Here is an 18,601-nt window from a genome sequence, read left to right as displayed (position 1 = left end):
GATGATCAGACAGCGCGGGGATAGACACCCTCAACGCCGCCCTTGGAGAGCACCCACTGCCACAGCTGGATATCCCGCGCACGGAAAATCCCGGCGCAGGACAGCAGGTAGTAACGCCACATGCGGTAGAACCGCGGTCCCAACTGCTTGGCAAAGCGTGGCCAGTTTTCCTCGAAGTTCTCGTACCAGGCCATAAGGGTGCGATCGTAATCGGCGCCGAAATTGTGGACGTCTTCCAACACGAAGAGATTGTCGACGGCATCACCGATCTGGCCGACTGAGGGCAACTCGCCGTTAGGGAAGATATAACGGTCGATCCAGGGATCGGTGTAGGGCTTGCGTTCGTTCTTGCCGATCGTATGCAACAGGAACAGCCCCCCGTCTACCAGGCAGCGGTGGGCGACGTCCATGAAGGTGCGGTAGTTCTTGTTGCCGACATGTTCGAACATGCCCACGCTGACTATGCGATCGAAGGTATCGTTGACTTCCCGGTAGTCCTGCAGGCGGAATTCCAGGGGCAGATCGGGATACTGCTTCCTGGCCCAGGCCGCCTGTTCCCTGGAAATCGTCACGCCGACGCATTCCACGTCATAGTGTTCGGCGGCATACGCCATGAAGCTGCCCCAACCGCAGCCGATATCCAGCACCCGCATGCCCGGCTCCAACCGGAGCTTGCGACAGATCAGCTCCAGCTTGGCTTCCTGCGCTTCGTCGAGGGTTTCGGCGTCCTTCCAATAGCCGCAGGTGTAGGTCATGCGCCGGTCCAGCATGGCGCCATAGAAATCATTACCCAGATCATAGTGCTGCTCGCCCACCTGGTAGGCCCGTTTCAGGCTCTGGCGGTTGAAGAATCGGCTTTTCAGGGCCTGCCATATAACGGTGGATGGCCTGACTTTCTGCTCGAGATGGGCCCGCATGACCCGGTTGAAGAACTCGTCGAGCTGCTCCACCTCCCAATCGCCGTCCATATAGCTTTCGCCCAGTCCCATGCTTCCTCCGGCGAACACCCGCTCCGGCACGCCCGGCGCCAGCAGCTGCATGTCCCAGGGCCGGCTACCGCCGATCCGGACGTCCGCCTGCTCCAGCAAATCCCGCATCAACCGATGTACCGACGATCGCTCGGATAGAAATTCCGATTCCACTCTTCTGGGCATATCCACGAAAAAACACACCTCGACGCTTACTTATATGAATGCTCTTTTACACCTCCAAAATAACCTAAAGCTATCAATAATCTGAATTAGTTAGTTTTTATTGCTGGACCAGTTTAACGCTATCGCACGTGTATAGATTGGCGTATGCCAACTGCAACGGCATACGCGCTGACGACTGAGTTTCTATAGGTCTAGAACTGAAGGCGTATCGATGCTTGAACCTGGATAAAACCTGGCCCGCCGAGGGTTGCTCGTGCAACAACCTTTTACATTTCACGCTGGAGCAATAGCGGGCGCTGCCGATAACAAGAGTCAGACAACAACTAATTAGTTTATTCAACGATCGGATTATCTACTGATGAACCTATTTAACCGCTTGCGTATTCGTTCCCGACTGCTCATTGCTGTCCTGGTACCCGTTATTTTGACCGCATTCACTATTACCTGGTTCACCGTTAACCAGATCGAGCAGGATGGTGAAGCAGAAATCGATCTGCTGCGCGTAAACCTGCTCGAGGCCCGGAAGGCAGGACTAAAGAACGTCGTGGAAACGGCCTACTCGGTCGTTCAGGACGTCATTGACGATCCATCACTCAACCAGGAAGAAGCCAAGCAGGAAGCCCGTGAGCGACTCCGTGCGATGACCTTTGGTGACAGCAACTATGTCTTCGCCTATACACGCGACGTGTTCAATCTCGCCTACCGCCCGGACCCCGGCCGCGAGGGCCCGACAACCAAACCGGAGGTGCGCAAGCTCATTACCGACATCTTCAAGGCAGCAGCCGGGGATGGCTTCCATGCCTATGAGTGGCCAAACCCCGGAACAGGAAACGTCGAACAGAAGGTCTCCTACGCTACCCTGATCACGGAGTGGGACTGGATGATCGGCGCCGGCGTCTACACCACCGACATCCAGGCGGCCCTATCGGCCGCTGAACGGAAGGTCCAGTCACATATCGCTGGTACCATCAGCTTTTTCGCCATTATCACGGTCGTCGTTGTTCTCATCGCGCTGAGTATCGGCCTGCTGGTTGGGCGTAGCGTCACCGCCCCGATCAAGCGCGTAAGCACTACGATGCGTGAGATCGCGGAAGGCGAAGGCGACCTGCGTCAACGACTGCCTGATGAAGGTAACGATGAGCTGGCAGAGTTGGGCCGTCGCTTCAACGCGTTCGTTATCAGGATCCAGAACACGATCCAGCAAGTGGGCGCCACAACGGATCAATTGGCGTCAGCTGCCGAAGAACTGAGCCGGGTATCGGTCGAGACCCGCGCATCGGTCCAGGCCCAGGGTTCCGAGACCGACCAGATTGCCTCGGCCATCAACCAGATGGCGGCCACGATCCAGCAGATTTCCGGCAATGCCAATGAAGTGGAAAGCGCCGCTTCCGATGCCGATCGCCTCGCCCGGGACGGCGGTGCGACCATTGGCCAGGCCCAGGCAGCGGTCAATCAGTTGTCTGAGGAAATCGAGGATACGGCGAGCAGTATCAGCGCCCTGGCGAAAAAATCCGACGATATCCAGCAAGTGCTGGACGTCATCCATGCGGTCACCGAACAAACCAATCTGCTGGCACTGAATGCGGCTATCGAAGCGGCTCGCGCCGGCGAACACGGGCGGGGTTTCTCGGTGGTCGCGGATGAAGTGCGTCAACTGGCTCGTCGCAGCGCGGAATCGGCAGACCAGATCAGGGGCATGATCGAAGGCTTCGTGACCGAGTCAAAAGCGGCGGTAGAGCGCATGAAGACCTCACAGAACCGGTCCGGCGAAACGGTCGAACGGATCAACCATGCGACCACCGCACTGCGCACAATCGAGAGTTCGGTGGGTACGATCCACGATCAGGTCACACAGATTGCGACGGCGTCGGAGCAACAAAGTCAGGTTGCCGAGGAAATCAATCGCAATATCGTGCGAATCGTTGAAGCCGCCCAGCGCAGCGATACTGGAACAATCCAAACCAACGAAGCCAGCGAGGAGTTGGCTCGCCTGGGCGAAAACCTGCGCGAATTGGTGGGTCAGTTCCGGGTCTAGTGGAAACAGGCAAAGAGGGGCGGAACTGGATCAGTTTTTTGGAACCCAGAAAAGCGCCGACCCGCAGGATGCGGGTCGGAGCACAAGTTACGGATCTCGGGTATGTCGCTTAGGATTTGCGACGGGCAGCAGCACCCATGCCCAACAGACCCATACCGAACAATGCGAGGGTACCTGGCTCGGGCACCGCTTCCACGTCGGTCAGACCAACGACTAGGTCGTTGTAGTCACGGTCGCCAGCTTCCTGGTCTTCGAAGGCAACGACCAGGTTGGAGCCGAACAGGCCTTCACCTGAGGTACCGACGGTATCGTATATCAGGGCCGGATCGAAGCCATCGTTCATCTCCGGATCTGAGTAGTACTTGTTACCGTCGCCGTTGTCGATATAGAAGCCGAAGGTAGAACCCACTTCAGCAGATTCCTCGGTGGTCAGGTTCGTGGCCTCACCGGTAGCGAGGTCGAACGAAATGGTAACGCCGGTGTTGACGTCAGTTCCACCGGTGAAGAGTGAAAGCTCTTCGCCTGTGTTTTGGTCATAGATACCGAATGAGTTACCGCTTGCCAGGTTGGCATACTCGGCTAGAAGAGTGACGTTGCTATCGTCGAGATCGCCGTCGGTATCCGTGAGTGTAACGTAGCTCGCATACGTATCGCTGTACTGACCTTCGGAAACGTCGGCGAATACCTGATCGCCGTCGTCTGACTCCAGATCAGCCAGATCCGTTGGCATAGCAGCGACACTGCCTGCAGCGAACATAAATACGGAACCTGCGAGTAGCTTCTTTGCGAACATACATGTCCTCCTGGACTTTACTTCCTACTGAATATCCCTCGCCGACGAAACGTCTGTAACGAGGCATGCACCCCCTGCAACGCAATGTCGATGCCAACCCGGGCGAATACGCGTCTCAGGCCTTTCTGAAACATCCTTAATATTCAATTTGTTAAAAGAGAAAACACATCGATTAAAATGACACACTGTATTTAACTGCCTGTTTTGGGCACAAAATTACCCAAACACTCTACTCGGCCTTAAACATACGTTAAGTCAATAGGTTAGAGGCCTGTTAAATTAACCGTCCAAAGCCCGTTAAATATTCTGACAGCCACACATCCAACTGGACGGTATAACCGTTTAAGGACCTAAAATGTGTCGACAGGTTCGGGCGGAAGACCGTCATCGGAGGTAGCCCTCTACCGGTCCACCGGCCGGCTTCGCCGTACAGTTAATAGTGAGACCTATGCTGAGCATCACCACATCTGGTCGGCGTGTCCGGCTCATCTACATCGCAATCACCGTGGTTCTGCTACCCCTGTTTTTCGTGGGGGGCCCCGACTGGACTTCCGGGCCGTTATTCAAGGCGGCCTGGAACCTTGGCCACATCATCTTCTTTGCGCTACTGATGCTTGCGGTACAGCCCCAGCAGTGGTTTTCTGGCTGGCGGCTATGGCTGGTCGTTTCGGCAGTGGTTATCGTCGTGGGCGTGGCCATCGAATGGCTGCAGGGCAACGTCGGACGGCAAAGCGACTGGCATGATATCTTTCGCAACCTGATCGGCACCTGGCTGGCCCTGGCGTGGATGAAGCGACCCAGCCCGAACACGCGCAAGGCCATTACGCGCTGGGTCCTGCGTATTACCGCCGTCGTACTGCTGGTGGTCGAGCTCAAGGCGGTGGCCGATGTCGCCCAGTTGCAATATCGCATCAACCACCAATTGCCTACCCTCTATGATTTCAGCGCAACCGAACCGTTGCTGTTCTGGCGCGGCAACGTGCATCGCACACGGGAACACGTCTCGGGAGACGATTTCAGCCTGCGCATCGACCTGGGTACCAACTTCTATGCTGGTGCCGCCCTCGATAACCTGCCCGAGGACTGGCGGGAATACGACATGCTCCAGGTGGCGCTCTACAATCCGGGATCGACACCGCTGGAGATGACCTTACGCATCAATGACGTCGTGCACGATCGCAGCAAGAGTTCGTACAGCGATCGCTATAATACGCGGCTACCGCTGGAGCCAGGATTGAACCGCTTCCGTATCCCACTCGACGAAGTGCGCAACGCCCCGAAAAGCCGCACGATGGACATGCATGAGATCCGCAGGCTGGTCATCTTCACCACCCAGCTCAAGCAACCGCGGCAAATTTTCCTTCTCCAGCTAGCCCTGGACCGGTCGAACTGAAGTTCCATTGGGAGACGCGGCGAACCTGCAGGTTGATCTGTGTAAATGCGCGGGCGGCTACCGTCTGCAGAATGATTCTCTACAATAGAGAACATCGAATGGATTGAGATTTTCAACAATCAATGCTGTTCGAGAATGGCAGTAAACTGACATCGCGTATCCTGAACAAGTCGGCCGCCTGAAAGATTCCATAGAGCGACGTTTCCCGCAGCCGACATCCCAGTTGACCAGCTTTACAGGAAGAGAGCTGATATCCAGACGACCATGACGACAACCAACCTGAGTTTCCAACTTTCCGACGCCAACGAATTACCCACCGCCCTCAACTGGCTCACAGGCCATTTTTCCGAAGCTGGGGCCGACGCCAGTGTGAATGCTGAACTGAAGCGCCTGCTGGACATCGAGGTTAACCACCTGTTCCACCACCATGCCGACGAGCCCCGGCGGGTCGAGATGCATGTGGAACTGGAGCTAGACCGTGGACAGGTGTGCGTTAGGCTGATCGACAACGGCCAACCCTACAATCCGCTGCAGAACGGCAGTGGGGGCAGCGCACTTACCGGGAACGCCAGCAGCCAATCGCTGGTAGAAGCACTCTCGGACGAGCAGGTGTACTACAGGCGCCACGAGCAAAACATCCTGGTGCTAACAAGGCACTTTCCAGCAGTCTGAGGTGGCTCAAGACCGCATGAAACTACTTCAAATCGAATAAGTCGCTGTCCGGCCGGACCAGGCGTTCCAGCCGGATATTGTCTACAACACGTCCAGGGCCACCTTCAGGGTTTCCCCGATACGTGCGTTGAGCTTGAGGCTCACCAGGTCGTCGGCACGGGTTCGCCCCAGGTTGAGTGTTGCCATGGGCTTACCCCACTCCCTGGCGTAACGGCAAAAGCGGAAGCCGGAATACACCATGAGCGAGGAGCCAATTACCAGCAGGCCGTCACTCTCCTTGAGCGTATCCAGAGCCGTCGTCACCCGTTGTTTGGGCACGAAATCCCCAAAGAAAACCACATCCGGTTTGAGAATACCGTCGCACCTCGGGCAGTTCGCAACCCGGAAGTCGCTGAAATCAACCTCGAGATCTGCATCGCCGTCGGGCGCAGTCGTGGCCTTATAGTGGCGAAAGGCGGGGTTCAGGTCACTGCAGCGATCATGCACTTCATCCCGCGCGCAGCGGTAGCCGCAGCTCATGCAGACGACCTGATCGGCGCGCCCGTGCAGGTCCAATACGGCGTTGGCACCCGCACGTTGATGCAAGCGGTCGACGTTCTGGGTCACGACCAGTCGCGAGTGGGAGCGGTGCTCCAGTTCCGCCAATTGGAAGTGAGCCGGATTGGGCTGGGCATTGCGCATCACCGGCCAGCCAATGAGGCTGCGCCCCCAGTAGCGGCGGCGTACGTCATCCTCCGTCATGAAGGCCTGGTGCTGTACAGGCTGCTTACGCTTCCAGGCGCCCTCCCCGTCACGGTAATCGGGAATCCCGGAATCGGTACTAACGCCGGCACCAGTGAGCACCAGCAGGTTGGGGTGGCGGTGGATAAACTCAGCCAGCCTTGCGCCCGCCTCTTCAGGTTGGTGCAACTCAAGGGGCGGAAGCCCAGCGGCCGTGGAACGGATTCTCGATGCGGTAACGTCTGGCATAGTCCTTACTTTAGTGATCCGTTTGTGCCACGCCAAGGGCGCTTGTCAGCTATCGCATCGGTACATGCCCCTAGTATGCAAGCGATATGGTCCGCAGCCCGCACTGGGTGCCGTGGTCCGACAAAGCTTGGCTTCCCGTTAGTTTGCGCGATAAATTACCGCCATCAATCCCTCGGGAGCCCGTAATGAGCCAAAACGACGACTGTGCCGAACTCCAGCTGGAAAACCAGCTCTGCTTCGCCCTTCATTCCACGTCATTGATGATGACCAAGGTCTACAAACCCTTTCTCAAGGCTTTGGGCCTGACCTACCCCCAATACTTAGCGATGCTGGTGCTTTGGGAAAACGACGGCCTCACGGTGGGCGAAATGAGCCGGAAACTTCTTACTGACCCGGGTTCCCTGACGCCCCTGCTGAAAAGACTCGAAGCAGAAGGGGCGATCAAGCGTACCCGTCGATCGACGGACGAGCGCGTGGTCGAATTACGCCTTACGCCCGAAGGTAAGGCCATGCGTGAAATAGCCCGGACTATACCCAGCTGTATTGCCGGCGCCAGCGACCGAAGCTTCGAGCGCCTGATGGCGCTGAGAGACGAACTCGTTGCGCTACGAGAGGAATTGCGTAAGTCGCTTTAGCAACAGGCAAACGGCATATCAAAGGAAAACCCTCCTGTTGTAGTTCGGGGTTCGTTAAACCCCGTTATCTCCTCGCTCAATTACCCTCATTAAAATTTAACTTGCGCACAAGATAATTAGCGACTAGCTTGATCATGTAGTTAGCGCGCAATATATTTGCGAGCAATATTGTTCTGGCCTTTTTATGCTTTGCGGTGTCGTGTCCGGCAGCAGTCGCTTCCGGGACATGGACTTCATTTAACAGAACCAAAGGAGAAGAGATATGTCGCTCGAGAAAGTAGCCTATCGTGCATACGCTGAAGCCACTGGCGGTCGGGACGGCCGAGCCGTTTCCTCTGATGGCGTACTGGACGTAGCACTGACCACGCCCAAAGAACTCGGCGGTTCCGGCGGCGAAGGCACCAATCCTGAGCAGCTGTTTGCAGCGGGTTATTCAGCCTGTTTTATCGGTGCCATGAAGTTCGTGGCCGGCCGTGACAAGCTGCCGATGCCGAAGGATGCCTCCATTGAGGGCGCTGTAGGTATCGGGCCGACCGATACAGGCTTCGGAATCGAAGTGGAACTGCGCATCAGTCTCCCGGGTATGGATGACGACCAGGCCAAGGAATTGATCGACAAGGCCCATATCGTATGCCCCTATTCCAACGCTACCCGTGGAAACATCGACGTCACCCTTACCCGGGTCGATTGATCGCAGGATTTTCACACTTCGGGTATCGAAAAAATGCCCCCGTCCGGTTTCCGGATGGGGGCGCAAGTGTTCAGGCCTGGCTTGGGGTTAGGGACGGATTGGATTTAAAGCATCGGTTTTCATCCGATGCGTCTCAGTGGCCATAGATGCGCATCTGCGTATCCTGAATCGACAGGTCATCCAGCGCCATGGAGCCGATGGATGTACCGCCTACCAGCACACCGCCGATGTTCATGTCGGCGTCGAAAGTCTCGATATCCACGGCAAGGCTGTCTACACCGGCCGCGTTCGGTGCCTTGTAGACATCCATTTCAGCCACTGCGCCAAGGCTGACGATATTCGGGTTATCGTCGTAGCCTGCACCGGTCAGTTCCAGGTCACGGATACCGACGGCCAGGAAGGGCACGTCGACATCCATGTCGTCGATGGCGAAACGGGTGCGCAGGTTGAGATTGTCAGTTTCGGTGTCCACGCGAATCTTGAACTCGGTGAACAGGCCCTCGATCGACAGGTTGTCCATCAACAACGTACTGTCGGTATCGCCCCTCAGTTCCCAGGCGCCCGTGCGTACCGCGAAGTCGATCGGGGACCCGAAGAGCGGAAAGATGTCGATCGCGGCATCACCGTCCTCGAGCACATCGATGTTCATCTTGATATTGTCGATCAGATCCGTGGCTTCGTTGGGGATGGCAAAACCCAGTTCGGAGAACATGTCGTCGCGCCCAGCGCCGCCGACGAAGATATCGCTGACCGCCAGCGTGCCTTCATCGACGTAGCGGAATTCGCCGATGTTGACCTGGGTTTCCAGTTCGATGGTCACACCCGCCTGGCCGGTAATACCGCCCATCGCGGAGTCGTCCAGCGCCTTCAGTTCCGCCTGCGCCATCAGGGGCAGTCCGGAAACAGCCAGCGCCAGGGCTGTCGTTTTCAGGCTTTTCATGGTCGTGTTCCTTCTTTGTTGTTGGTCTTTTGTTGCTTGTTCGGAGAACGTTTGTCGTTATTGTCGGTTATCCCCCCAAAGGCGCAGCCCCGGAGGACAGGGCACCCAGAGGGGGAGCCGGGCGCCCCGGTACAGGGCACCCGGCAACATCCTTAGAGGTTCGGAGTCAAGGAGAGATTGATCTCGTTACCGTCACCTGCCAGGAACAGGTTGAGGATGTCGGTCAGACCGCCGCAGTTCTCCAGGGGCGGCAGTGCATAGGTGCCGGTGAGGTTGCCACCTTCAGCCGGCTTGAAGGTTTCGCCTTCAGGCGACTGCATGCTGATAGTGACTGGATCCATAGTCTGGCACTGGTCGCCACCGCCGATTGGCAACTTGAAACCAAACAGGTTGATGGTGACCTTGGGTACCTTGACGATCAGCTTCGACTCGGCCGTCAGCGTGCCGTTATTCAGGGTGCCCGTCGTCTGCTCCACCGGCTCGAACTCGACGTTCGCCGTGGCCTTGAGCTTCCTGAAGAACTTGAGCACCTGGAACGAGCCCTGGGTCGGCTCAATGTTCAGGTCCGCCGTGTACATACCGGTTGCCAGCTCCAGTACCGCGTCGATCGTGCCGTTGAGCGGCAGTGTGCTGTCAGACGCGTTGATGTAAGTGGAACCTTCGAGATCCAACAGGAAGTCGACGGTGCCGCTGCTGCCGTCATCACCCTCGCCGCTCAGCGGAACGGTCAGGCTCGCGGTATCCGGATCGTCGGACTCGATGACCAGTTCAGCCGCGCCCGCGTCGGCGGAGGCCGGTGTATAGGTCACAGTGACCGCACAGCTCGCGTCAGGCGCCACCGTGGCACAGTCGTTAGTCTGCATGAATTCGCTGGTCGCACCGTTGATGTTGATCGCAGCGATGTTCAGGGCAGCGGCACCGGTGTTGGAGACAGTGACGGTCTGCTCTGCTGTGGTACCGACCTGCACGGCGCCGAAGCTGACTTCCTCCGGTGAAGTGGCAATGTTCGGTGTCGCCATGGTGTAGCTGGTACCGGTCAGTTGCAGTTCCACGCTCGGGCTTTCAGGATCGGTGGACGCCACGGTCAGCGTTGCGGACTGCTCGCCGTCGCCTTCCGCGTAGTAGGTCAGGTTAACGCTGCAGCTTGCGCCCGGAGCGACGGTGGTGCAGTCGTTGGTCTGCATGAAGGCACCCGAATTGGTGCCACCCAGGGTCACGTTGTTGATACCCAGGTCGGCGCCGCCGGTGTTGGAAATGGTGACGGTCTGCTCGCCGGTCAGGCCGGACTGTACTTCGCCGAAGTCGACGGTTTCAGCCGGTTCGAGACCGATGACCGGATCGGTGGTCTGCTCGCCGACGATCTGGAAGGTCTGAAGCACGTTGTCCTGGCCCGCGACCTGGGTACAGTCAGCGACAAACTCGCCGATGGGCGCCGGCGCGACAGAACCATCTGCGGTTCGCGCCGTCATGTCCAGCACCAGGCCTCCCACCAGGATCGAGCCTTCGCCGACCTGGTCAGCGGTAAAGGTCTGGGCCGCGGCTTCGCCGGAGGCCGGCACGGTAAAGGCACCGGTCTCGTCCGGGATGGGTGATTGCGGAATGGTCAGCGGCACAGTGATGTTGGTATCGCCGGTGACCGTGCGAATGATGTTGGTCGAAGTGGCGACACCTTCGATGGTTTCTGAACCCACCAGTTTCAGGCCAGTGCGGGAATCCTCGTTAACCGTGGTCAACGCCTCGATCTGGAAGGGCCCCAGCGGTTGTCCTACCTGCGCCTCGGCCGGGATGTCGGCTGATATTTCCGCGAGAATCGGCTGGTCGCCAATCAATGGAAACGGACAGGTGTATTCAAGGGTAAGCGATACGGGCTCGGCGGTCGCAGCACCGCTTGCCGCCATCAGTGCCGCTGCGGTCATCGCAAACGGCAACCGACGCGGACTCCTGCGTACATTCGTCGAAGTCATGGTTCGTCCTCTGTTTGAGCGTTTAACTGTTTTTGTTGGGCTCGCAGACTGCATCGATGAGGACTTCGCTATCGATCTGCGGCGTATCCCTGTCATCCGTCGTCGTTGGAACAGATAACTGCCTGGTTGCACCTGGCCTGACGGGCAAAGTGCATCATCGTTATTAGGCGTGCCGGGGGCCGGGAGGGTCATTGCCAGAAACGGCAAGGGCTTTGACAAAAGAGGAATAGGAACGGGCCAATGCACCAATTCGTGAAGGCCTTCAAATTTCTGACCGATAGGGTTCTATTGGCCCGATAGGACTGCCGAACGCGCCCAGGCGCCCGCGGGAGCAGATCCAGCTACTCTTTGCTGTGGTTGCGCCTGACTTCCCCAGGGGTTTGCCCGGTCCAGCTGCGGTAGGCACGTGTAAAGCTGGCCTGGTCGCTGAATCCCATCTTCTCGGCGATGACATCCAGAGGTACGGTGGTTTCGGTCAGGTAACGGGTGGCGTAGGTGCAGCGAACCTCGTTGCGGATTTCGCGAAATGAGGTACCGACCGAGGCCAAGTGGTGACGCAGTGAACGCGCACTCATTACCAGCCTTTTAGCAGCGTGTTCGAGACTGCCGCCCTGCCCCGGATGATGCATCACGATCTCGCGCACCCTGGTAACGATTTCGCCGGGACTCTCCGGTTGCATCTCTTCCCGGGACCGGGCCTTGGCCAGGAAATACGCCAGCCCCAGTTTCTTGTCTCGCACAGGACGACCGGACAGCGGCATGATCACCTGGGTCGCGGATGCGTCGAACACCACATCGGCGCCCCGCGTCAGACGACGCCACTTTTCGTGCGCCACATCACTACTGAAATCGAATTCGAAGCGGAACTGATGGCAGGCCTGGGATGCCAGGGCGTGGATGCTGCCCATGTATATCTTGGCCATGAACGGTCGGATGTCGCCCAGCTCCCAGGAATCCCGCAGGCGGATGCGCACGTCGTCGCCGGTGGAACTGAGTTCCATATCCATAATCGGGAGGCAGACCCGCAAGTACTGAACGATCATGCTGACGAGTTTGCGCTGGTCCTCCTGGCCGAGCAACGCAAACCCCAGCAAGCCATGAGCGGGGAAATCCAGCTGCTGGCCGAACTCGAACGGCGCCGTTTCGTCGCGCAGGAGCGAGTTCGCCTGGCGCAGGAGTTGGATGACCTGGTTCATGGAGAGGAAGGCTTCGGGATTGCCCAGGGTGGCTTCGTCGACATCGGAGCCTTCCACGAGCGCGTGCCGACCAATACCCCGGGCTTCCATAAAGCGGAGAAAGCGGCGCCCATAACGCACAGAAACGATGGGCACGTTGTACGCCATGCGACTGGATGGGTGCATGTCTGGTTCATCCCTGAGGTCAGTTTCGAATTCTTATGCTTCTGACTACTGGCAACGGGCGAGGGCCACCGGCAAGCGCCATTCCATGTTGCCCAGAAGGGACCGCAGGCCAGAAAGAGTCATCATCGGCAAGACGCCTAGCGACTTTGTCTTGCTGGCCGTGGATGGGAGTATAGGGTCAGGACCGATTGACGTTTCTGCCGACCAGTTACGATTTCCAGGGCCTGGCCGGAAATGACAACTTCAGGTTGCGAACTTGTGACAGCACAAGCGGCCGTAGCGGCCGCATGCCCTGTCCGACAATCTATTCCGGCCAACCATTCACTTCCGCGGGGGCAGGTACACGCCTCACAAGCACCCGGCCATCACGCACCGAAGCGAGGACCGGAGACTGGTTCAGCAACACCTCATAGGGCGTTTCGCCGTTCAGTATGACGCAGCGGGCTGGCTTGCCCTCGGCGACACCGTAGTCAGCCAATCCCATAACTGCGGCGCCGTTCTCGGTGATAAGTTCAAGCGACCGGTCGATCCGGTCAGTCCCCAGCATATGACAGGCATGGAGCCCGACATCCAACGTACGTAGCAGGTTGCCATTACCCATGGGATACCAGGGATCGCGGATCGAGTCCTGCCCCATGGCCACCTTGAGGTCGGCATCCAGCAGTTCTGGCACCCGGGTCACACCCCGGCGCTTGGGATAGCCATCGAACCGGCCCTGTAAATGCAGGTTTTCGGTGGGCAACGCGACGAAGCGTAGGTTCGCCTTGGCCAAGAGGCGGAACAACCGGCTGCAGTAGGCGTCGTCGTACGAATGCATGGCGCAGGTATGGCTGGCGGTGACACGTGTACCATAGTCCCTGGCCAGGGCTTCGGCGGCCAGCACCTCGAGGAAGCGGGAAGCCGGATCGTCGATCTCGTCGCAATGCACGTCCACCAGACTGTCGTGGCGTTCCGCCAGATCCATCAGCGCCTTGACCGATTCCACCCCATAATCACGGGTGAACTCGAAGTGTGGAATGCCTCCGACCACGTCGGCTCCGATTGTCATGGCCCGGTTCATCAAATCCTTACCCCCGGGGAATGACAGGATACCCTCCTGGGGGAATGCGACGATCTGCAGATCGATGCAGTCAGCCACCCGCTCCCGCACTTCGACCATTGCCTCCAGGGCCACAAGCGTCGGATCGGTCACGTCGACATGGGTTCGCACGTATTGAATGCCGTGGGCGGCAAACAGCTTCAGGGTTTTCTCCGCACGTTGGATCACGTCCGCTCGGGTCAGCATCGGCTTGCGTTCGGACCAGCACTCGATACCCTCAAACAGCGTACCACTGCGATTCCAGCGCGGCTCGCCGGCAGTCATTGCGGCATCCAGGTGGATATGGGGCTCCACGAACGGCGGCGTCACCAGATTTCCGCCGGCGTCGAGTTCGCCGTCGCCGACAGTGGCCTTCTCCGGGAGGTGCTCGATGGCGCTGAACTGCCCATTGGCCATCGGCAAACGGAACAGGCCGTCACGCCCCGGCAGCCGGGCATTGGTTATCGCGGTGGGATGGGAGGTCATTCAATATCTCCGGGTGGGGTCTCGAATTCGGTCGTTGGCCGCAGCATGGCGCGGACCATGACCAGGGTTTCCAGGTCTTGCGCGCAGTCCGGGCGCAGGCCGGTCTCGCGAAACAGGTTATCCAGGCGGTAACGCAGGCTGTTGCGGTGCGCACCCATAGCCTGTGCAGCTGCAGATAGGTTGCCGCCATGTGCCAGCCAGGCATCGAGCGTCGGGCCACTTTTCTCTATCAGTTCAAGGCGGCCGTTCACACGAGCTGCCAGCATTTCAATAAGCTCCGATTTGGGTCCGATGCGCCGGCGGATAACCTGGGCCAGCGGCTCACCGGATCCACTGGCTGGCAGGCACGCCCGCTGCTCATCCTTTAGAAGCGCTCTCGAAATAATCTCGGTAACTTCCACCATGGGCAGGGCATACGGCTGTTCCAGCAATGGCAAGCCCTGTTCCTCAGCCACACGCACCAGACGCTGGGGCAATTGCCCAATGTAGGCATCGCCGGTAAGGATAACCAGGCCGGCTACGCCCGCATCCACCCCTTCGTATATCAGCTCGCTCAGGTTTTCCGGACTGCGATGGCGGCTGATACCGGTGATGAAAACCAGCTCCCCGCCCTTCACCCAAGGCCGGAAGGATCGGTTCTCCGCCACGTAAGGCCAGCGGACCGGTTTCAGTGGGCCACCGCATCCACCCCGGATAAGGATCGATTCGAGTCCGGGGAGTTGCGGAATATCGGCACAGGTCAGCGGCATGTCAGACCGGCTTCATCATTTCGGCCCGGCGTTCCTTCACGGCCACGGTTGCCACATGAATCAAGGCAAAGGCCAACGCTGCCGCGACAACCCCAACCACCGGCGCAATCCAGGGGGAGGTATAGGCCGCCAGTGAACCCAGACCATAAGCCGCCAGCCCGGGCAGGTTGAACGCCGGAAGCGAGGCCGTTTCAAGATCCGGATACCTCGCACGCCAGGCCACGAAATAGTTTGCCATTATCACGCCGCCCACCGGCGGGATGAACGTGCCCAGCAGGATCAGGAAGGGAATCAGCCATTCGTACATGCCCAGTACGGCAAGCAAGGTGCCCACACCGGCACCGACGACGGTAACCAACTTGCGACGGCGGGTGCGGAACATGTTGCACCCAGCGACCGCAAAGTTATAGACGGTATTGTCCTGGGTCGTCCAAAGGTTAAGGAACAGCATCAGGATTCCCAGCGTCGCGAGACCCTGCGCCACCAGGATGTCGACGATATCAGCCTGCTGGTAGACCAGCGCACCGAATGCACCCACCAGTGTCATCAGTCCATTACCGATGAAGAACGCTGCCAGTGTGGCAACCACAGCAGCCTTGCCTGAGCGGGCGAACCGGGTCCAGTTGGTGGCTTGGGTACCGCCGCTGACAAAGGTACCGAAGACCAGCGTAATCGCCGCCGCCATGCTCATATCCTCAGAAGGCACGATGGCACTCAGTCCAGCCAGCCCACCACCATCGTTCGTGGCAATCGTCATACTGACGGCAATCAGGATGATCATTGCCGGCACTGCAAATCGCGACAGCCACTCCAGACCTCTATAACCGATAAACGCACTGATGCAGAAACCGAAACCGAACACCACCATCAGGGGCATCTCCCAGGCCTGCGAAAGCCCGGTCATCTTGACCAGGAGGATCGCCATGGTCGCGGTACCCCAGGCGTACCAGCCGATCTGGGTAAAGCCGAGAATGAAGTCGGACAACTTGCTGCCCACCTGTCCGAACGCAAAACGGCTCATCAGCGCGGTATTCAATCCGGTCCGTGCAGCAATGAAAGCCAGGATCGCGGCGTAGGTACCGAGCAGCAGGTTACCGATCAAAAGCACCAATAACATCGTCTGGAAATCGAATGCAGTCCCGACCGACCCGCCGGCCCACATGGTGGCAGTAAAGAACGTAAATCCCAGGAGAACCAGGCCCATCGACGCCAGACTCTTGCGTGCCTCGAGCGGCACCGCGCTGAGCGGATAATCCTGTTCTTGTGGGGTGGCTGGATGATTCATGAAGGTTGATCTCCGTTCCGGTTGATATGCAGTCGGATTGGCAATGGCTGTGCCAGGAGACCATTCTCGGGCCGAAGCTTCTTTCATGGCGCCTCACTCTTTGTGCAGGTTGCACAAGCCATAGCCGCAGTCACGAAGTGTGCGAGGAAGAAGGCACCGTAACGGTGCGGTTTCTCGCGCCGAGCACCAAAACACGACAGCCAAACTTTCAACTTGTCAATGATTCAGGTCAGGTGTACGTGCTTTTACGCTGTTTAAATTGCAGCGCTGGGCACTATATTGAAAGAAGAAGCTGATGTACTACCGAATGCAGAAACGAAACAATCGGTTTGGCGCGAGGTAAAGCGCAATGCTCTACTCACATTTTGGCCGCATGCTGGTCGCTCTTGCGATTACGCTTTTTTTTGTTGGCTCGACCCTGTCCCAGTCTACGGATCTCGCTTCAGGCTATTCGGCAGGTGTGCCCAGCGCCGATACCGTAACCTCCCTGGCTGACGAGACCTTTTCCTCCGCCGAACTGGCACCACCACCCCAGACCGCCGGACTCATAGCCCTGTCCGCGTTGATCGTGCTCGTCGGGTTCCGCCCGCGTCCGGCGGCCAGATCCTATGACGTAAGCTACCCCGTTTTACCTCAGGGGCCCCCAGCCCGTCATTGAAGCCGTTGAAAACCATGCCGGAATTCATTGCCAGATAACCTGGCGATCACCGGATAGCTAACGATTCCAATGACGAGAGGCGTACCCATGAGCGCAAACTACCAGCCCCTGCCGACCAGCGAAGTACTTGGCAAACAGCGTATCGTAGACCCGGACCTGCACCCGGAACTGACCCCGGAAGATCCGGCTATAAAGATTATGCGCGACTTTCGCGAAACGCCGCCGTCCACCATCAGAGGTGACGTCTCGGTGAGCGAAGCCCGCGTGGTAATGAAACTGGCCGATGTGCCGCTGAAACTGGTGGTCAACGGTTCCGGTGAATTCGTCGGTATCATTTCCCTCAAGGACGTGCTTGGCAAAAAAGCACTAGCTACCGCCCATGCCAAGGGCACCAGCCTGGACGAAGTCCAGGTGAAGGACATCATGGAGCGGCCCAACCAGTTTCCCAGCATCCATGTCCGTCACCTGGCGAACGTGCGTATCGGCGATGTGGTCGAGACCTTCAACCAGGCGCAGACCGATCACTTCCTGGTATTCGAAGACGACGAGAACCAGCCCGGCCGAACCCGCCTGCGCGGTCTGATATCCTCGGGACTGATTGCTCGCCGGTTGCATATCGCCTTGGAGAGCAATGCCCGGGCCCGCACGTTCTCCGACATCGTGCATGCGGTCCACGGACACTTCGAGTAGATGCTACAACCCGGCTAACCGCGGAGAGACCGCTGGCTGAACCAGCGGTCTTCTTCGTTCAAACGCCTTAGTGTGCGCAGTGTCCGGCTATAGACTCGATGTGCCGGATATCCGTACCGCAACACCCACCGAGAACGTTCAGGTGACTGAAGCGCTCGCGCAGTTGAGCATATTGCGCCCCCAGTTCGCTCGGATCACCTGCATCAAGCTCCGTTGACCGATCCAGTTCCTCATGGCTCTTGCGACTCGCATTGGCGCGGATACCGCGAACCCGTCGTGTCCAGGGCTCTTCCGTCAGAGCTGGCGTAAAGTGGTCCGGATGGGCGCAGTTGATCATGTAGTAGATCGGGCCCGTGTCCGTCGCCGCATCCACTGCCTCTATCGCTTCTGCGAGCGATACGCCGCAAGGCAGCCGACCGTCGGTCTCCGTCGTGAAGGAAATCACCACCGGGATACTCGCCGCCTGTGCAGCCAACACGATACCGGTCGCCTCTTCGATGGTATTCATCGTCAACGCCGCGACCATATCGGCCGCGCTACCGGCAAAAACGTCGACCTGCCTCTGGTGATAATCCCGTGCCTCGTTGACACCCATGCCCTGGTTCGGCACGTAGCCATCGCCCCGCGGGCCCAGGCAACCGCTGATCACCATCGGCGTACCTGCCGTCTGGTAGCGCTCACGGATACGTTCCAGTAGCCCGATCGACTTGCGATTGAGATCGTCCAACTCATCCAGGCTGTAGCCCAGTTTCTCTGCCCAATCAGGGCTGGCGCGCCAGGTCGGGCTTTCCAGGATCAGCCCACGGCGTGAACGGCGTGCCAGTTCAACGAAGGGCAGATAATAGGCTTCGAGCTTTTCTTCCCCTTCTCGAGTCGACAACAAATCGAAGGCGGCAAAGTGAGGGAGCTCAAGGCCATCCAGGTAGATCAGCGTGGTTTCCATGCCGCCGTCGAGCAGGAAGAGCTGGTCGCCAAGCTGGGGCAATGCATTTCTGTAAACCGACATTATTCGTTCCTCCGGGAACACCGCATGGGAGTGATGCAGAGT

General features: G+C 58.4%; 17 protein-coding genes. 7 read left to right on the top strand and 10 right to left on the bottom strand.

What is annotated here, in order from left to right; genetic code table 11:
• Positions 1-5: 5 nt before the first annotated feature.
• Complete coding sequence (cfa, locus tag RE428_RS06905) at positions 6-1,097, bottom strand: cyclopropane fatty acyl phospholipid synthase (RefSeq protein ID WP_004581252.1); 1,092 nt, start codon at positions 1,095-1,097, stop codon at positions 6-8.
• A 415-nt stretch (positions 1,098-1,512) separates the two neighbouring features.
• On the opposite strand from cfa, the gene RE428_RS06900 reads away from it, so the two are divergent.
• On the top strand, positions 1,513-3,189 hold the full coding sequence (locus tag RE428_RS06900) for a methyl-accepting chemotaxis protein (protein ID WP_004581251.1): 1,677 nt from the start codon (positions 1,513-1,515) through the stop codon (positions 3,187-3,189).
• A gap of 109 nt (positions 3,190-3,298) precedes the next feature.
• On the opposite strand, the gene RE428_RS06895 is transcribed toward RE428_RS06900, so the two are convergent.
• Positions 3,299-3,982, bottom strand: a complete 684-nt coding sequence (locus RE428_RS06895; RefSeq protein WP_004581250.1) for a PEP-CTERM sorting domain-containing protein — start codon at positions 3,980-3,982, stop codon at positions 3,299-3,301.
• A 448-nt stretch (positions 3,983-4,430) separates the two neighbouring features.
• Between RE428_RS06895 and RE428_RS06890 the strand changes: the two genes are divergently transcribed.
• Both RE428_RS06890 and RE428_RS06885 read left to right on the top strand, forming a co-directional pair.
• A complete protein-coding gene (locus RE428_RS06890) occupies positions 4,431-5,375 on the top strand; it encodes a hypothetical protein (RefSeq protein ID WP_004581249.1) in 945 nt (314 codons plus the stop codon).
• Between the two features lie 264 nt (positions 5,376-5,639).
• Positions 5,640-6,047 (top strand): ATP-binding protein, encoded by a 408-nt coding sequence (locus RE428_RS06885; RefSeq protein WP_004581248.1) that lies wholly within the window; start codon positions 5,640-5,642, stop codon positions 6,045-6,047.
• Between the two features lie 81 nt (positions 6,048-6,128).
• On the opposite strand, the gene RE428_RS06880 is transcribed toward RE428_RS06885, so the two are convergent.
• Positions 6,129-7,016, bottom strand: coding sequence for an NAD-dependent protein deacetylase (locus RE428_RS06880; protein WP_004581247.1), 888 nt, complete (start codon positions 7,014-7,016; stop codon positions 6,129-6,131).
• 185 nt (positions 7,017-7,201) lie between these two features.
• Here RE428_RS06880 and RE428_RS06875 point away from each other — a divergent pair, with 185 nt between their 5' ends.
• Entirely contained in the window at positions 7,202-7,651 is a 450-nt protein-coding gene (locus RE428_RS06875) for a MarR family winged helix-turn-helix transcriptional regulator (protein ID WP_004581246.1), read from the top strand.
• Between the two features lie 262 nt (positions 7,652-7,913).
• A complete protein-coding gene (locus RE428_RS06870; protein ID WP_004581245.1) occupies positions 7,914-8,342 on the top strand; it encodes an organic hydroperoxide resistance protein in 429 nt (142 codons plus the stop codon).
• Between the two features lie 133 nt (positions 8,343-8,475).
• Here the strand turns inward: RE428_RS06870 and RE428_RS06865 are convergent, their stop codons facing one another.
• The 6 genes from RE428_RS06865 to codB form a co-directional block, all read right to left on the bottom strand.
• Positions 8,476-9,282 carry a DUF6160 family protein gene (locus tag RE428_RS06865; RefSeq protein ID WP_004581244.1) on the bottom strand — a complete coding sequence of 269 codons (807 nt, stop codon included), beginning with the start codon at positions 9,280-9,282 and terminating at the stop codon, positions 8,476-8,478.
• A 152-nt stretch (positions 9,283-9,434) separates the two neighbouring features.
• Positions 9,435-11,246 carry a choice-of-anchor D domain-containing protein gene (locus RE428_RS06860; protein ID WP_040882563.1) on the bottom strand — a complete coding sequence of 604 codons (1,812 nt, stop codon included), beginning with the start codon at positions 11,244-11,246 and terminating at the stop codon, positions 9,435-9,437.
• 341 nt (positions 11,247-11,587) lie between these two features.
• Positions 11,588-12,607 carry an AraC family transcriptional regulator gene (locus RE428_RS06855; RefSeq protein WP_004581242.1) on the bottom strand — a complete coding sequence of 340 codons (1,020 nt, stop codon included), beginning with the start codon at positions 12,605-12,607 and terminating at the stop codon, positions 11,588-11,590.
• A 304-nt stretch (positions 12,608-12,911) separates the two neighbouring features.
• Positions 12,912-14,171 (bottom strand): cytosine deaminase, encoded by a 1,260-nt coding sequence (gene codA / locus RE428_RS06850; protein WP_004581241.1) that lies wholly within the window; start codon positions 14,169-14,171, stop codon positions 12,912-12,914.
• The gene (locus tag RE428_RS06845) at positions 14,168-14,920 is read right to left on the bottom strand and encodes a PucR family transcriptional regulator (RefSeq protein ID WP_004581240.1); all 753 of its coding nucleotides are present in this window, start codon (positions 14,918-14,920) and stop codon (positions 14,168-14,170) included. Before RE428_RS06845 ends, codA begins: the two co-directional genes overlap by 4 nt.
• A gap of 1 nt (position 14,921) precedes the next feature.
• Complete coding sequence (gene codB / locus RE428_RS06840; protein WP_004581239.1) at positions 14,922-16,205, bottom strand: cytosine permease; 1,284 nt, start codon at positions 16,203-16,205, stop codon at positions 14,922-14,924.
• 349 nt (positions 16,206-16,554) lie between these two features.
• Between codB and RE428_RS06835 the strand changes: the two genes are divergently transcribed.
• Together RE428_RS06835 and RE428_RS06830 are read left to right on the top strand one after the other, a co-directional pair.
• On the top strand, positions 16,555-16,863 hold the full coding sequence (locus RE428_RS06835; protein WP_004581238.1) for a hypothetical protein: 309 nt from the start codon (positions 16,555-16,557) through the stop codon (positions 16,861-16,863).
• Between the two features lie 87 nt (positions 16,864-16,950).
• Complete coding sequence (locus RE428_RS06830) at positions 16,951-17,553, top strand: CBS domain-containing protein (protein WP_004581237.1); 603 nt, start codon at positions 16,951-16,953, stop codon at positions 17,551-17,553.
• A 67-nt stretch (positions 17,554-17,620) separates the two neighbouring features.
• Here the strand turns inward: RE428_RS06830 and RE428_RS06825 are convergent, their stop codons facing one another.
• The gene (locus RE428_RS06825; RefSeq protein ID WP_004581236.1) at positions 17,621-18,559 is read right to left on the bottom strand and encodes a homocysteine S-methyltransferase family protein; all 939 of its coding nucleotides are present in this window, start codon (positions 18,557-18,559) and stop codon (positions 17,621-17,623) included.
• Between the last annotated feature and the right edge of the window lie 42 nt (positions 18,560-18,601).

The organism is Marinobacter nanhaiticus D15-8W, from assembly GCF_036511935.1.
GTDB lineage: Bacteria > Pseudomonadota > Gammaproteobacteria > Pseudomonadales > Oleiphilaceae > Marinobacter_A > Marinobacter_A nanhaiticus.
The sequence above is the reverse complement of the archived record's forward strand: the minus strand, read 5'-3'. Positions and strand labels throughout refer to the sequence as shown.

What these genes read in the sequence shown, in the direction of transcription:
- RE428_RS06835 (WP_004581238.1), top strand. Translation starts at nt 16,555, where the DNA reads ATGCTCTACTCACATTTTGGCCGCATGCTGGTCGCTCTTGCGATTACG.
- codB (WP_004581239.1), bottom strand. Translation starts at nt 16,205, where the DNA reads ATGAATCATCCAGCCACCCCACAAGAACAGGATTATCCGCTCAGCGCG.
- RE428_RS06870 (WP_004581245.1), top strand. Translation starts at nt 7,914, where the DNA reads ATGTCGCTCGAGAAAGTAGCCTATCGTGCATACGCTGAAGCCACTGGC.
- codA (WP_004581241.1), bottom strand. Translation starts at nt 14,171, where the DNA reads ATGACCTCCCATCCCACCGCGATAACCAATGCCCGGCTGCCGGGGCGT.
- RE428_RS06865 (WP_004581244.1), bottom strand. Translation starts at nt 9,282, where the DNA reads ATGAAAAGCCTGAAAACGACAGCCCTGGCGCTGGCTGTTTCCGGACTG.
- RE428_RS06825 (WP_004581236.1), bottom strand. Translation starts at nt 18,559, where the DNA reads ATGTCGGTTTACAGAAATGCATTGCCCCAGCTTGGCGACCAGCTCTTC.
- RE428_RS06885 (WP_004581248.1), top strand. Translation starts at nt 5,640, where the DNA reads ATGACGACAACCAACCTGAGTTTCCAACTTTCCGACGCCAACGAATTA.
- RE428_RS06845 (WP_004581240.1), bottom strand. Translation starts at nt 14,920, where the DNA reads ATGCCGCTGACCTGTGCCGATATTCCGCAACTCCCCGGACTCGAATCG.
- RE428_RS06855 (WP_004581242.1), bottom strand. Translation starts at nt 12,607, where the DNA reads ATGCACCCATCCAGTCGCATGGCGTACAACGTGCCCATCGTTTCTGTG.
- RE428_RS06860 (WP_040882563.1), bottom strand. Translation starts at nt 11,246, where the DNA reads ATGACTTCGACGAATGTACGCAGGAGTCCGCGTCGGTTGCCGTTTGCG.
- RE428_RS06895 (WP_004581250.1), bottom strand. Translation starts at nt 3,982, where the DNA reads ATGTTCGCAAAGAAGCTACTCGCAGGTTCCGTATTTATGTTCGCTGCA.
- cfa (WP_004581252.1), bottom strand. Translation starts at nt 1,097, where the DNA reads ATGCGGGATTTGCTGGAGCAGGCGGACGTCCGGATCGGCGGTAGCCGG.
- RE428_RS06890 (WP_004581249.1), top strand. Translation starts at nt 4,431, where the DNA reads ATGCTGAGCATCACCACATCTGGTCGGCGTGTCCGGCTCATCTACATC.
- RE428_RS06875 (WP_004581246.1), top strand. Translation starts at nt 7,202, where the DNA reads ATGAGCCAAAACGACGACTGTGCCGAACTCCAGCTGGAAAACCAGCTC.
- RE428_RS06880 (WP_004581247.1), bottom strand. Translation starts at nt 7,016, where the DNA reads ATGCCAGACGTTACCGCATCGAGAATCCGTTCCACGGCCGCTGGGCTT.
- RE428_RS06900 (WP_004581251.1), top strand. Translation starts at nt 1,513, where the DNA reads ATGAACCTATTTAACCGCTTGCGTATTCGTTCCCGACTGCTCATTGCT.
- RE428_RS06830 (WP_004581237.1), top strand. Translation starts at nt 16,951, where the DNA reads ATGAGCGCAAACTACCAGCCCCTGCCGACCAGCGAAGTACTTGGCAAA.